A 13,022-nucleotide genomic window follows, 5' to 3' on the forward strand; every position below is an offset into this window, starting at 1 on the left:
TTCCTTTCGAGGTGATCTCTCGCAGTGTTCACGGTCGCGGTCCCTGCCGTCCAAGACGGGGAAGGCGCGGTCCGGTGCCGGCGGGAAAACCGGTTGGGGGCGCGGGGAAGGCGGCTTAGGCTCCGGCGGTGTCGTTCACCAGACCCGAACCCCCGTACTACGCGGTGATCATCACCAGCGCCCTCGACGCGACCGACCTCGACGGCTACGCGGCCATGGACGAGCGCATGGCGGAGCTGGGCCGAGCCCAGCCGGGATACCTGGGCCGCGAGTCGAAAACGGACGCGCAGGGCCGCGACCTGACGGTGCTGTACTACCGCGACGCAGAGTCGATCTCGGCGTGGAAACAGCATCCGGAGCACCTGGAGGCCCAGCGCCGAGGCCGGGAGCAGTGGTACACGAGGTACCACATCGAGGTGGCCAGAGTGGAGCGCGCGTACGGCTTCGACCGGGGCGAGGAGTAAGGGGGGCCGCCGCACGGCATCGGACATGGCCGCCAGGACGAAGGTGGCTCACCGCCCCTTGGCTGCCCGCACGCCCGGCGGAGGCCGCAGGTGTCCCCCGCCATGGTCGGCTTAGCGCCAGTGGCCCTGCAGGCCCGGCTGCCCGGTCGCGGCCGCACGGCAGCGCTGTGCGCGCGGCCGATTCTGGCGCCCCGAGGCCCGGCCGCCCGGCAGCTCTGTGCGCGCGGCCATGCCCGGTGCCCCGCAGACACGGCCACCCGGCAGCTCTGTGCGCGCGGCCGCACCCGGCGCCCCGCGAGCCCGGCCGTCGGGTGCGGCCACAGCTTCGCCCCGGCGATCGGCCCAGGGCCTTCCACCAGCGCCGCCGGGCACAGTGCTATACCCACCGGCCCCACGCCCACCGGCCGCGCGCTCCCCGGCGAGACTCGCAGCCAACCCCGCGGTCCCAGCCCGGCAACCCCTCAGACCGGCGCCTTCACCCCGAAGTCCACCTCCGCGGTCTCCACAGTCCCCGCGGTCCGCCCCGGCGCGGTCTGGTACTTCCAGTACAGATTCGTGTGCGCGATGACCTGCCCGGGCGGCGGTGCCCCGTAAGCCGAAAGATCCTCCGTGGTGTGCGCATCCGCCACCAGCGCCACGTCGTACCCCCGAGCCAGCGCTCCGTGCAGGGTCGACCGGATGCACGCGTCCGTCTGCGCACCCGCCACCACCAGCGAGCCGATGCCCCGGGCGGCCAGCACCTCCTCGAGGTCGGTCGCCTCGAACGAGTCGCCGTACTCCTTGTGCACCAGCGGTTCCGCCTCGGCGCGCACCAGCTCCGGGACGTACTCCCAGGTCCGGCTGCCGCGCGGCAGCTCGTCGCTGGTGTGCTGGACCCACACCACGTCGGTGCCCGCCGCGCGGGCGCGTTCCACCAGCGTGACGAGGTTGGCCAGGACGGGTTCGCGGTCGTGGGCCGTCTCCATCACGCCGTTCTGCACGTCGACGACGAGCAGGGCGGTGTTCGGCCGGCCGGTCAAAGTGGTCATGGCGCCACCCTAGCCACCGGCACCGACAATTCCCGAGCCCGCGATCAGGGCGCCCCGCCGATGTGCTTGGCCGACACCGCTTCCCACACCGCGTCGAAGTTGTCGTACCGGTCGTTGTCCGGCAGCCCGCCGAGCGAGCCCAGCACGCCGTCGCCGCCGCCTGCGGCCGCCGCGCGGCGCAGAAGCTCGTCGCGGCCGCAGGGGTACTCGGTCTCGGACAGGTGCTGCTCGAGGCTGGTCCGGTCCGGAGCGGGCATCGCACACCTCCTGATCGTTCTTGCCACCCCGGCGTACCCGCGGCGGCCGGGACGAAAACGACGAAAACTCAGCCCACGACGATCGTGTGCGCCGACCGCGGTTCCAGTGACCCGATCACCGGGTGGCCCGGCAGCTCCCCGGCGACCAGCAGGCCGCCCGACGTCTGCGCGTCCGCCAGCAGCAACGCCTCGTCCTCCGGGATCCGGGACAGGTCGGCGTGCGGGCGCACCCAGTCCAGGTTCCGCCGCGTGCCGCCGCTGACGTACCCGTCGCGCAGCGCCTCCCGCGCGCCGTCGAGGTACGGCACCGCCGCCGGGTCCAGCCTCGCCGTGACGCCGCTCGCGCGCGCCAGCTTGTGCAGGTGCCCCAGCAGGCCGAACCCCGTCACGTCGGTGGCGCAGGTGGCGCCGGCGGCCAGCGCGGCTCGCGACGCCGGCCCGTTCAGCGTCGTCATCGCGTCGATCGCCTGCTCGAACCGTTCGCCGGTGGCCTTGTGCCGCGAGTTGAGCACGCCGATGCCGAGCGGCTTGGTGAGCGTCAGCGGCACGCCCGCGCGGCCCGCGTCGTTGCGCAGCAGCCGGGCGGGATCCGCGACGCCGGTGACGGCGAGCCCGTACTTCGGCTCCGGGTCGTCGATGCTGTGGCCGCCGGCCAGGTGGCAGCCCGCCTCGCCGCAGACGTCGAGGCCGCCGCGCAGGACCTCGGCCGCGAGCTCGAACGGCAGCGTCTCCCGCGGCCAGCCGAGCAGGTTGACCGCGACCACCGGCGTGCCGCCCATGGCGTAGACGTCGGAGAGCGCGTTGGCCGCGGCGATCCGGCCCCAGTCGTAGGCGTCGTCGACGACCGGGGTGAAGAAGTCCGTGGTGGCGATCAGCGCGGTGTCCCCGGAGATGCGGACCGCGGCCGCGTCGTCGCCGGTGTCGAGCCCGACGAGCAGCTCTCCCGGCGGCGAAACGGGCGCGGCTCCGGTGAGGCCGGCCACGGCCGCTTCCAGTTCGCCGGGCGGGATCTTGCAGGCGCACCCGCCGCCGTGCGCGTACTGCGTCAGTCGGTAACCCACCCCCTCATCCTGCCCGCCGGCGGCATCCTTGGCAGGATGGCCACCATGGTGCAGGGAGGCGTATCCGGCCTGGTGACCGGCGCGGTCTTCAAAACCGTCGAACGGCAGGTTCTGCCGCTGGCGGGTTCGATTCCCGTCCGCCTCCGCCATGCCTGACCCGCGCCGCGCGATCCCGCGGACCGACGCGGTCCTGGCCGAGCCCCGGATCGCCAAGGCCGCCGGGTCGCTCGGCCGGGACCTGGTGAAATCGGTGGTCAACGACGTCCAGCGGGCGGCGCGGGCCGGCGAGATCGCCCCGGGCGACGTCGCCGACGCCGTGCTCGCGCGGCTGCCGGCGAGCGCGTCCTCGCTGCGGCCGGTGGTCAACGCGACCGGCGTCGTCGTGCACACCAACCTCGGCCGGGCCCCGCTGTCGCCCGCCGCGCTGGACGCCCTCGCCGCGGCCGGCGGCGCCACCGACGTCGAATTCGACCTCGCGACCGGCGAGCGGGCCCGCCGCGGCCGCGGCGCACTGGCGGCGCTGGAGGCGGCGGTGCCGGACGCCGGCGCGGTCCACGTCGTCAACAACAACGCGGCCGCCCTGCTGCTCTGCGCGCTCGCGCTGGCCCCGGGCCGCGAGATCGTCGTCAGCCGGGGCGAGCTGGTCGAGATCGGCGACGGCTTCCGCCTCCCGGACCTGCTGGAATCGGCCGGGGCGCGGCTGCGCGAGGTCGGCACCACGAACCGGACCTCGATCCGGGACTACGCCGCGGCGATCGGCCCGGACACCGGCTTCGTGCTCAAGGTCCACCCCTCGAACTACCGCGTCACCGGGTTCACTGCGGAAGCGACACTCGGCGAGCTGGCCGGCCTCGGCGTGCCGCTCGTCGCCGACATCGGCTCCGGCCTGCTCGCGCCGCACCCCCTGCTGCCCGACGAGCCGGACGCGGCGAGCGCGCTGCGGGCGGGCGCCACGGTCGTCACCGCGAGCGGGGACAAGCTGCTCGGCGGCCCGCAGGCCGGCCTGCTGCTCGGGGACGCGGGCGTCGTCGAACGGCTGCGGCGGCACCCGGCCGCGCGGGCCCTGCGTGTCGACAAGCTGACTCTCGCCGCCCTCGAAGCGACGCTGCGCGGGCCGGTGCCCCCGGTACGCGCCGCGCTCGAAGCGTCCGTGGCGAGCTTGCGGGAACGCGCCGAAGCGCTGGTCAAGGCCCTCGGGGACGTCGAGGACGTCGATGCCCGCGTCGTCGGGTCGGTGGCGGCCGTCGGCGGCGGGGGCGCACCCGGGGTCGAGCTGCCCAGCGTCGCGGTGAGCCTGCCCGCCCGGTACGCGGCCGCGCTGCGCACGGGCGAGCCCGCGGTGGCCGGCCGGGTGGTCAAGGACCGCTGCCTGCTGGACCTGCGGACCGTGCGGCCGGAAGAGGACGCGAACCTGCGGGAAGCCGTGCGCCGATGCGGGTGATCGTCACCGCCGGGCACGTCGACCACGGCAAGTCCACGCTGGTGCGGCGGCTGACCGGGATGGAGCCGGACCGGTGGGCCGAGGAGCGCCGCCGCGGCCTCACCATCGACCTCGGCTTCGCGTGGACGCGGATCGGCGACGAGGACGTCGCGTTCGTGGACGTGCCGGGGCACGAGCGGTTCGTGCCGAACATGCTCGCCGGCGCCGGGCCGGCCCCGGCGGTGCTGTTCGTCGTCGCCGCCGACGAAGGCTGGATGCCGCAGTCGGCCGAGCACCTCGCGGCGCTGGACGCGTTCGGCGTCCGCCGCGGCCTGCTCGTCGTCACCAAGGCCGACCGCGCCGACCCGGCCGCCGCCACGGCGCTCGCCCGGCAGGAGATCGCGGCGACGTCGCTGGGCGCGGTCCCGAGCGTCGCGGTCAGCGGTACCACGGGCGCGGGTCTCGACCGCCTGCGCGCGGCGATCGCGGACCTGACCGCCGGGCTGCCCACGCCGGACCCCGGCGCCGACGTCCGGCTGTGGATCGACCGCGCCTTCACGGTTTCCGGCGCGGGCACGGTCGTCACGGGCACGCTGGCCGCGGGCACGATCGCCACGGGCGACGAGCTGCTGCTCGGGTCGTCGCGGGTCAAGGTCCGCGGCCTGCAGGCTCTGGGCGAACCCCGGGCCCGCGTCGGCGCCGTGGCCCGGGTCGCGGTGAACCTGCGCGGTACCGCCCGCGGCGACGTCGGCCGCGGTGACGTGCTGCTGACGCCGGGCCGGTGGCGCACCACGGCGGAGTTCGACGTCCGGCTGCGCGGCGTGGCGGCCGCGGACCTGCACCGCGAGCTGGTGCTGCACCTGGGCACCGCGGCCGTGCCGGTGCGCGTCCGTCCACTCGGGACGGACACCGCGCGCCTCGCCACGGCGAGCCCGCTGCCGCTGCGCACGGGGGACCGCGGCCTGGTGCGCGATCCGGGCAAGCACCGGATCGCCGCCGGGTTCGACGTCCTCGACGTCGACCCGCCCCCGCTGTCCCGCCGCGGCGCGGCGCGCGCCCGCGGCCGCGAGCTGGCCGGTCCGGACCTGGCCCGGACGTACCTGCGCCGCAAGGGTTTCGTGCGGGCCGGGGACTTCACGGCGATGGGGCTGAGCGCGACGGGGGAGCGTCTGGGCGAGTGGTACGCCGACGAGGAGCGGCTCACGGCGTTGCGCGCCCGGGCGGCCGAAGTCGTGGGCTCGTGGGACAGCACGGCCGCGGGCGTGCCGGTCGAAGCGCTGCGGCAGCGGCTCGGGCTGCCCGCCCCGGACCTGGTCGTCCCCGTGGTGCGGGGGACCGGCTTCGAGGTGTCGGGCGGCCTGGTCCGCCGCCCCGGCGCCGGGCTCGCCCCGGCCGTGGAGAAGGCGCTGGACGTGGTCGCGAAGCGGCTCGCCGAGCACCCGTTCCGCGCCCCGGAGGCGGACGAGCTGCGCGCACTGGGCCTGGGCCGCCGCGAGCTGGCGGCGGCGGTCCGCCTGGGCCGGCTGACGGCGGTCGCCGAAGGGGTGGTCCTCGGCCCGGACGTGGCCGAGCTGGCGGCGGCGCAGTTGCGCGGGCTGCCGCAGCCGTTCACGGTGTCGGAGGCGCGCCAGGCCCTCGACAGCACCCGCCGCGTGATGATCCCGCTGCTGGAACGCCTGGACGCGGCCGGGCACACCGAACCCCTCGGCGACGGCACCCGCCGCACGACCGGCTAAGGCCGTTCCCCGACCAGGGACTGCGTCCCGATCACGCCGAGCAGCGCCAGGCGGTCGGCCGCTTCGCTGCCCGGTTCCGCCGTGTACACCATCATCCGCAGGTCACTCCCCGCGACGCTCAAGACGTCGCAGTCCAGCGTCAGCGGGCCGACGTCCGGGTGGTCGATCGTCTTGCGGGCCGCTTCGTGCCGGCCGACCGCGCCCGACTCCCACATCTCCGCGAAGCGGGGGCTGCGGCGGCGGAGGTCGGCGATCAGGGACCGCAGGTCCGGGTCGTCCGGGTACTGCCCGGCCGTGCGGCGCAGGTCGGCCACCAACGCCGCCTGCAGGGCGGCGCGAGACTCGGGTGTGTCACGCACTCGGCTGTTCGGGTTGAGGAAGTTGCGCCACACCCCGTTGCGGTCGCTGCCGTGCCATTCACCCATCAGGGCGGTGTGGAGCGGGTTGGCCAGCAGCTGGTTCCACGCCGCGTCGAAGACGGCGACCGGGGTGCCCGCGAGACGGTCCAGCATGCGGTGGACGCCCGGCGTGATGTGCCGCGGGACCGTGCCGGGGCCCGGGGGAGCGAGGCCCGCCAGGCGGAACAGGTGCGTGCGCTCGTCCGACGTCAGGCGCAGGGCCCGGGCCAGCGCCTCGACGACCTGGGCCGACGGGCTCGTCGCGCGGCCCTGTTCCAGCCGGACGACGTAGTCGGCGGAGATGCCGGCCAGCTGGGCCAGCTCCTCGCGGCGCAGCCCGGCGGCCCGGCGGCGGCCACCCGCGGACAGGCCGGCCGCCTGCGGGGAGACACGGTCGCGCCAGTGGCGCAGGGCCGTGCCGAGTGCGGTGTTCGCCATGCCTCGATTGTGCAAGCCGGACGGCCGCTTGTCCTGGTACTGCCCGTCCCAGGAAAACCGGACACTTCCGGCCCGCGCGCTCCGGGCCGATCGTGGTGGCAGAACTTCCGGAAAGGACCGAACCCATGCACCAGCTCGCCCTCGTCACCGGCGCCACCTCCGGCATCGGCCGGGCGTTCGCCGACCGCCTGGCCGCCGACGGCTACGACCTGATCGTCACCGGCCGCCGCGAGGACCGGCTCGCCGAGTTCGCCGCCGCCCACACCGGCATCGGGGTCCGGACCGTGGTCGCGGACCTGGGCACCGACGAAGGCGTCGAGACGGTCGCCGCCCTCTGCGCCACCGAGCCGCTGACCGTGCTCGTCAACAACGCCGGGGTCGCCCACTACATGCCGCTCGCGCAGCTGCCCGCCGCCAAGGCCGCCGAACTCGTCCACGTCAAGGTGGCCGCGCCCACCATGCTGACCCGGGCCGCAGTGGCGGGCATGCAGGAACGCGGCGAGGGAAAGATCGTCAACGTGGCCGGGATGATCGCGTTCAGCGGCCCCGCCGATGCGTCGGTCATGCCGAGGCGGGCCGTCTACGCCGGTTCGCTCGCCTACCTCGTGGCCCTGTCCCAGACGCTGAACGCCGAGCTGGCCGGCACCGGGGTCCGGGTGCAGGTGCTGTGCCCGGGTGTCGTCGCCACCGAGTTCCACGAGCGCCAGGGCCTCGACCTGAGCGCGGTGCCCCGCATGAGCGCCGCCGACGTTGTGACCGCGTCCCTGCGCGGGTTCGAGCTCGGCGAAGTCGTCACCGCCCCGGGCGTCGAGGACGCCGGCCTGCTCGAGGCCGTCTTCCGGGCCGACCTGGCCGCCTTCGGCGCGCAAAGCCCGGAACTCGCCTCCCGCTACCGCTGAAGCCCGCCGAAGAACTCCGTCAGCGCGGCGGCGAGCGCCTCGGGGTTCTCCTCGGCGACGTGGTGCCCGGACTCGATCGCGTGCCCGCGCAGGTCGGCCGCCCACGGCCGCCAGACGCCGAGGACATCGCCGTAGAGGTCTTCCATGTCGTCGTCGCTGGACCAGAGCACCAAGGTGGGGCAGGTGATCCGCCGCCCGGCGGCGCGGTCGGCGTCGTCGTGGGCGCGGTCGACGCCCAGGCCCGCGCGGTAGTCCTCGAGCATCGCGGTCACCGTCGCCGGGTCGTGGATGGCGCGGTGGAAGTCGGCGAAGTTCTCCTCGCCGAGCCGCTCGGGGGTGTTGCGCGTGCCGACGTCGTACCAGGCGTCGGGGTCGGCCGTGATCACCCGCTCGGGCTTCTCCGGCTGGGCGAAGAAGAACCAGTGGTACCACTCCCGCGCGAACCGCGCGTCGCAGCGGGCGAGGGCCTCGCCGATCGGGACGGCGTCGAGGATCGCCGCGCCGCGGACGACGGCCGGGTGGTCGAGGGCCAGGCGGGTCGCCACGTACGCGCCGCGGTCGTGCCCCGCCACGAAGAACTCCTCGTGCCCCAGGTGCCGCATCAGCGCGACGCAGTCGGCCGCCATGACGCGTTTGCTGTAGGGCGTGTGGTGTTCGTCGGTCGGCGGTTTGCCGGATTCGCCGTACCCGCGGGTGTCCGGGCAGACGACGGTGAACCCGCCGGCCAGCAGCGGGGCCACGCGGTGCCACGTCGTGTGGGTGCGCGGGTGCCCGTGCACCAGCAGGACCGGCGGCCCGGAGCCGCCGTGGCGCACCCGCAGGGTCACCTCGCCGAGATCGACGCGGTCGAGCGTGAAGCCTTCGAACACGGCTACCCCCGGAAACAGAACGCTGCCGCACCCCGGTGTGCGGGGTGCGGCAGCGGAAGAACTGGGTCAGTCCTTGTTCGTGACGCCCTTCACGGCGTCCTTGACCTTCTCGCCGGCCTGCTTGAGCGAGCCCTTGGCCTGGTCGGTCTTGCCCTCGGCCTGCCACTGCTCGTTGCCCGTGGCGTCGCCGACGGCTTCCTTGGCCCGGCCCTTGAGCTCTTCGCCCTTGTTTTCCAACTTGTCGTTCATCGGGTGCACCTTCCGTTGCGGCGACATTTCCGGATCGGCCAGTCGCCAAAAGGGCCTTGACAGTGGTGTACCCACTCACCCCGGTTCCTAACATCGCCGGCCGGACAGCCGGCTAGACATCGGCCGGCAGATGACCGCCCATCCGCTCGATGCGCTGGATCGCCGGCTCCGCGAGCACGCCGTGCACGACCACCGAGACGGCGATGGCCACCGCGCCCACGCGCCACAGCACGTCCTGGTGGGGGATCGGCTGCCGGTCGAGCGCGTAGGCGAGGTAGAACAGCGTGCCGATGCCGCGCACGCCGAAGAACGCGATCGCCGCGCTCGCCCGCCGCCCCGGCGACGGCGCGCCGAGCAGCGACAGCCAGCCGACCACCGGCCGGACCACCAGCACCGCGACCACCGCCAGCACCACTTCCAGCGGCTGCAGCCCGCGCAGCAGGCCGTCCCCGATGGCCAGGCCGAGCCCCAGCAGCGCGATCGGCACGAACAGCCGCTCCAGCTGGTGGCCGAACGCGTGCAGGACGCCGTGGTACTCGTGCTCGCGTTCCTGCGTGCGCACCGCGACCGCGGCGGTGAACACGGCGACGAACCCGTTGCCGTGGCTCGCTTCCGCGAGCGCGTAGGGCACGAAGGCGAGGGCGAGCAGGACCAGCCCGTCGGCGTATTCGGCCAGCCGCAGCCGGTCCGACGGCGCCCGGAAGATCGCCCAGCCGAGCACCCGGCCGGTGACCAGGCCGGCGACGACCCCGATGACCAGCGGGAGCAGCAGGTCCACCAGCACCCAGGACAGGTCCATCTCGGGTTCGCTGCCCACCAGCGCCAGGCCGAGCAGCACGAACGGCATGGTGAGCCCGTCGTTGAGCCCGGCCTCCGTGGTCAGCGTGAAGCGGATCTCGTTGTCCCGGGCCAGTTCCGGCTCGGCGTCGGGGTGCGGGACACCGATGTCGCCCGCCAGCACCGGGTCGGTCGGGGCCAGCGCCGCGGCGAGCAGCAGCGCGACCCCGGGGGCGAGCGCGAGCCACCAGTACCCGAGCGCGGCGATCGCGAGGATCGACACCGGCATGGTGACGGCGAGCAGCCGCCACGTCGAACCCCAGCGGCGCAGGCCGAACGGGCGGTCGACGGCCAGGCCCGCCCCGGCGAGCGCGACGAGGATGCCCAGCTGGGTGAAGGATTCGACGCCGTGGAGGTGGGCCGCCGGGTCGCTCCAGCCGTCGCCGTAGGGCTCGGGCAGCGGCAGCACCCCGAGCACGATGCCGGCGAGGAGCATCACCAGCGGCACCGAGAACGGCCGGTCGGCGACCAGCTTCGGCACGATCGCGGCGGCCAGCGCCAGCAGGCCCGCGACTCCGAACAACACCGTCAACGACGACAACGATCTCCTCCTGTCCGCTCGTCCCCGCGTCACGCGGCCGGGAGGCCCGGCCGAGCGTGGAATCCGGGATCCGCGGGGCGCACCGCGATCGGCCGGCTACCCGGGAGCCGGGTAGCGTGGCCGGGGAAGGCGCGCCGCGGCCCGGATTCCCGGCGTGCGAGCGGCGAAACCGACGAGGAGGCCGCGGTGACGGCGATGAACGGGGCGGGCGGGCCGTGCCGGTTCTGCGGCAGGCGGCGCGACCCCCGGGTGCCCGGCCGGAACGGGCCGATCTGCGTGGACTGCGTGCGGGCCGGCCTGCGGGTGGTCCGCGACGGCGCGGACCGCGAGAGCGGCTCGGGTGACGTGCTGGCGGCGGTGACGTCCCCGCTGGCGGCGGTCTGCGACTTCTGCGGCCGCCGCGAACGACGGACGTTCCTGGGGCTCCGGCGCCCGCTGTTGCGGGTGGACTGCGCCGCGCGGGACGCGGTGATCTGCGTGGACTGCCTGGACCACGCCGGCGATGTGCTGAACGTCGCCCTGCGCGGCTGACGGCGTTTCCGCCCCCGCGCCGGCGGGTAGCCGGGCGTATGACGTCCACTCGGGAACACCGCACGCAGCCGGAGACCGCTTCGGTGGCCGAAACCCTGCGTGTCGCGCTCGAGGTCGCGTTGCCCACACTGGCCGGCGGGGTCATCAAGCGCCGTCCCGCGGCGGTGGCGCTGGCCGGGAAGCTGCAGTTCGACCGAGCCGCCGTCAAGCTGCTCACGCGGCTGCGCGACCGCCACTACGGCCGTCCGCTACGGCTGCGCGTCCCCGGCCGGTCGGTCGAGCTGGCGCTGTCCGCTGCGGACGTCAAACGCGTGCTGGCCGGCGCACCGACGCCGTTCAGTCCGTCCACAGTGGAGAAGCGGGCGGCGCTGAGCCACTTCCAGCCGCACGGGGTCCTGATTTCCGCCGCGGCCGACCGGCCGGCCCGCCGCCGGTTCACCGAGACCGTGCTCCAGCCCGGCCGCCCGCTGCACGAGCTGGCCGCGCCGTTCGCCCGCGCCATCGCCGAGGAGTCGGCCGGCCTGCCGGGTTCGGCGACCCTCGACTGGGACACGTTCAACGTCGCGTGGTGGCGCCTGGCCCGGAGGGTCGTGCTCGGCGCGGCCGCCCGCGACGACACGACGCTGACCGACCAGCTCGAACGCCTGCGGCTCGACGCGAACTGGGCATACGCGCACCCGAAGCGCAAGCAGCTGCGCGAGGAGTTCCACCGGCGGCTGAGCGGGCACCTGGACCGCGCCGAGCCGGGCAGCCTGGCCGCCGTGATCGCCGCGTCCGACGCGGTGAACGCCGCCGATCAGGTGGCGCACTGGCTGTTCGCGTTCGACGCGGCGGGCATGGCGACGTTCCGGACGTTGGCGCTGCTGGCGAGTCACCCGGCCGAGCTGGAACGCGCTCGCGCGGACCTCGAGGGCGTCGACCTGGCCGAGCCGAACCAGCTGCGGTTCCTGCGCGCGTGCCTGCTGGACGCGGTCCGGCTGTGGCCGACGACCCCGATGATCCTGCGGGAGACGACGGAGGAGACCGAGTGGGGCCCGGCCGGGACGACGGTGCTGATCTTCACGCCGTTCTTCCACCGCGATCCCGCCCTGCCCTACGCCGACCGGTTCGAACCGGACCTCTGGCTCGACGGCCGGGCGGCGGAGAACCCGGCGCTGGTCCCGTTCAGCGCGGGCCCGGCGGTCTGCCCGGGCCGCGACCTGGTCCAGTTCTGCGCGAGCACGACGCTGGCCCACCTGGTGCGCGACCACCGGTTCGAGCCGGCGTCGGGACCGGTGCTGTCCCCGGAGCGCCCGCTGCCGGCCACCCTGGACAACTTCCACCTGAAGCTCAAGCAGGTCCGCTGAGCCGCTTGCGCCGCAGCCGCACGACTGCGACGACCGCCGCCGTGCCCAGCAGGACGAGCACGATCGGCACCGCCGTGGGCCCACGTCTCCTCGGCGAGGGCTTCCAGCGCCTCCGGCAGCGGCGGGACCGGCCGCGGTTCGCGCAGCGTCCGCACCGAGCGGCGCACCTCCGCCAGCGCGGTTTCGGCCTGCTCCTGCGCTTTCGCGAGCACTTCGTCGGCCTTGCCGGGATCGGTCGGCAGCACCGCCCGCGCGGCTTTCACCTGCATCTGGACGACGGTGAGGGAATGCCCGAGGCCGTCGTGGATGTCGCGGGCGACGCGGTTGCGCTCCTGCGCCGTCGCGAGCCGCTCCGCCTGGGCGGCGTGGTCACGCAGCTTCGCGTGCGCTTCGGCGAGCTCACCGCGGGAGCGCTGTTCCCGCAGCAGCAGTTCGGTGATGATCGCGGCGAACAGCACCGACATGAGGGTGCCGATGCCCTCGCGCAGGCCCTCGCCCAGCGACATCCCGAGGTGCACGAGCGGAACCACGGCGATGACGAGCGCGATCGCCGGCCGCGGCAGGCGCAGCAGCACGCACTGGCTGACCAGCACGACGAGGAACAGCGTGGTCCCGACCCCGGCGTCGATCGTGAAGAGCACGAACGCCAGCGGCAGCTGGACGGCGACGTAGGCCACGCCCCACGCCCGGTGTCCGCGGTCGCGCAACCGGCTGAACACCGCCGTCGCGAGCACGGTGAAGACCGCGCCGAGCACCAGGGCGAGCCGGGGCTCCCCGGACGCGAGGACCCCGAGCACGATCGAGAGGAAGGCGCCGCAGGTCAGCACCCCGAGGGCCCGGTTCATGCGGTCACTGTGGTGGCTGGGAGCGCCCGCGGTCAACCGGCCGGGGTGCGTCCGGGCCCGTACCCTGGAACCGACGGCGAAGCCGATACGGGGGTTTGACATC

Annotated in this window: 13 protein-coding genes, 1 tRNA gene and 1 pseudogene; 7 read left to right on the top strand and 8 right to left on the bottom strand. The window is 74.7% G+C overall.

Translation table 11 applies throughout. The features are described 5' to 3' along the window. Positions 1–128 precede the first annotated feature (128 nt). Positions 129–464 carry an antibiotic biosynthesis monooxygenase family protein gene (locus tag ACLJOU_RS27165; RefSeq protein WP_410571047.1) on the top strand — a complete coding sequence of 112 codons (336 nt, stop codon included), beginning with the start codon at positions 129–131 and terminating at the stop codon, positions 462–464. 461 nt (positions 465–925) lie between these two features. Here the strand turns inward: ACLJOU_RS27165 and ACLJOU_RS27170 are convergent, their stop codons facing one another. The 3 genes from ACLJOU_RS27170 to selD all read right to left on the bottom strand — a co-directional run bounded on the left by ACLJOU_RS27170 (position 926) and on the right by selD (position 2,810). Continuing rightward, positions 926–1,492: an isochorismatase family protein gene (locus tag ACLJOU_RS27170; protein ID WP_410571048.1), complete on the bottom strand. Its 567-nt coding sequence runs from the start codon at positions 1,490–1,492 to the stop codon at positions 926–928. A 44-nt stretch (positions 1,493–1,536) separates the two neighbouring features. Further along, positions 1,537–1,749 (bottom strand): DUF2795 domain-containing protein, encoded by a 213-nt coding sequence (locus ACLJOU_RS27175; protein ID WP_410571049.1) that lies wholly within the window; start codon positions 1,747–1,749, stop codon positions 1,537–1,539. 68 nt (positions 1,750–1,817) lie between these two features. Beyond that, positions 1,818–2,810 carry a selenide, water dikinase SelD gene (gene selD, locus ACLJOU_RS27180; protein WP_410571051.1) on the bottom strand — a complete coding sequence of 331 codons (993 nt, stop codon included), beginning with the start codon at positions 2,808–2,810 and terminating at the stop codon, positions 1,818–1,820. Between the two features lie 54 nt (positions 2,811–2,864). Here selD and ACLJOU_RS27185 point away from each other — a divergent pair. The 3 genes from ACLJOU_RS27185 (at position 2,865) to ACLJOU_RS27195 (ending at position 5,966) form a co-directional block, all read left to right on the top strand. Further along, positions 2,865–2,959, top strand: a tRNA-Sec gene (locus ACLJOU_RS27185). Beyond that, positions 2,959–4,251, top strand: coding sequence for an L-seryl-tRNA(Sec) selenium transferase (gene selA, locus ACLJOU_RS27190; RefSeq protein ID WP_410571052.1), 1,293 nt, complete (start codon positions 2,959–2,961; stop codon positions 4,249–4,251). Before ACLJOU_RS27185 ends, selA begins: the two co-directional genes overlap by 1 nt. Beyond that, entirely contained in the window at positions 4,242–5,966 is a 1,725-nt protein-coding gene (locus ACLJOU_RS27195; RefSeq protein ID WP_410571054.1) for a SelB C-terminal domain-containing protein, read from the top strand. The genes selA and ACLJOU_RS27195 overlap by 10 nt, the downstream gene beginning before the upstream one ends. On the opposite strand, the gene ACLJOU_RS27200 is transcribed toward ACLJOU_RS27195, so the two are convergent. After that, positions 5,963–6,802 (bottom strand): helix-turn-helix domain-containing protein, encoded by an 840-nt coding sequence (locus tag ACLJOU_RS27200; RefSeq protein WP_410571056.1) that lies wholly within the window; start codon positions 6,800–6,802, stop codon positions 5,963–5,965. The two genes, ACLJOU_RS27195 and ACLJOU_RS27200, sit on opposite strands and share 4 nt — an antisense overlap. Before the next feature lie 125 nt (positions 6,803–6,927). Between ACLJOU_RS27200 and ACLJOU_RS27205 the strand changes: the two genes are divergently transcribed. After that, complete coding sequence (locus ACLJOU_RS27205; RefSeq protein ID WP_410571058.1) at positions 6,928–7,701, top strand: SDR family NAD(P)-dependent oxidoreductase; 774 nt, start codon at positions 6,928–6,930, stop codon at positions 7,699–7,701. Here ACLJOU_RS27205 and ACLJOU_RS27210 read toward each other — a convergent pair. The 3 genes from ACLJOU_RS27210 to ACLJOU_RS27220 form a co-directional block, all read right to left on the bottom strand. After that, positions 7,692–8,570 carry an alpha/beta fold hydrolase gene (locus ACLJOU_RS27210; RefSeq protein WP_410571059.1) on the bottom strand — a complete coding sequence of 293 codons (879 nt, stop codon included), beginning with the start codon at positions 8,568–8,570 and terminating at the stop codon, positions 7,692–7,694. The genes ACLJOU_RS27205 and ACLJOU_RS27210 overlap by 10 nt on opposite strands. A 66-nt stretch (positions 8,571–8,636) precedes the next feature. Beyond that, the gene (locus ACLJOU_RS27215) at positions 8,637–8,819 is read right to left on the bottom strand and encodes a CsbD family protein (protein WP_364268336.1); all 183 of its coding nucleotides are present in this window, start codon (positions 8,817–8,819) and stop codon (positions 8,637–8,639) included. Between the two features lie 112 nt (positions 8,820–8,931). After that, on the bottom strand, positions 8,932–10,197 hold the full coding sequence (locus ACLJOU_RS27220; RefSeq protein ID WP_410571061.1) for a cation:proton antiporter: 1,266 nt from the start codon (positions 10,195–10,197) through the stop codon (positions 8,932–8,934). A gap of 195 nt (positions 10,198–10,392) precedes the next feature. Here ACLJOU_RS27220 and ACLJOU_RS27225 point away from each other — a divergent pair, with 195 nt between their 5' ends. Together ACLJOU_RS27225 and ACLJOU_RS27230 are read left to right on the top strand one after the other, a co-directional pair. Then, complete coding sequence (locus ACLJOU_RS27225; RefSeq protein WP_410571145.1) at positions 10,393–10,728, top strand: hypothetical protein; 336 nt, start codon at positions 10,393–10,395, stop codon at positions 10,726–10,728. A gap of 38 nt (positions 10,729–10,766) precedes the next feature. Next, positions 10,767–12,074, top strand: coding sequence for a cytochrome P450 (locus ACLJOU_RS27230; protein ID WP_410571062.1), 1,308 nt, complete (start codon positions 10,767–10,769; stop codon positions 12,072–12,074). 146 nt (positions 12,075–12,220) lie between these two features. On the opposite strand, the pseudogene ACLJOU_RS27235 reads toward ACLJOU_RS27230, so the two are convergent. Further along, positions 12,221–13,021: pseudogene (locus ACLJOU_RS27235) on the bottom strand (sensor histidine kinase); the annotation flags it as partial. Between the last annotated feature and the right edge of the window lies 1 nt (position 13,022).

It is taken from the genome of Amycolatopsis sp. cmx-4-61 (genome assembly GCF_046548775.1).
Taxonomy (GTDB): Bacteria; Actinomycetota; Actinomycetes; order Mycobacteriales; family Pseudonocardiaceae; genus Amycolatopsis.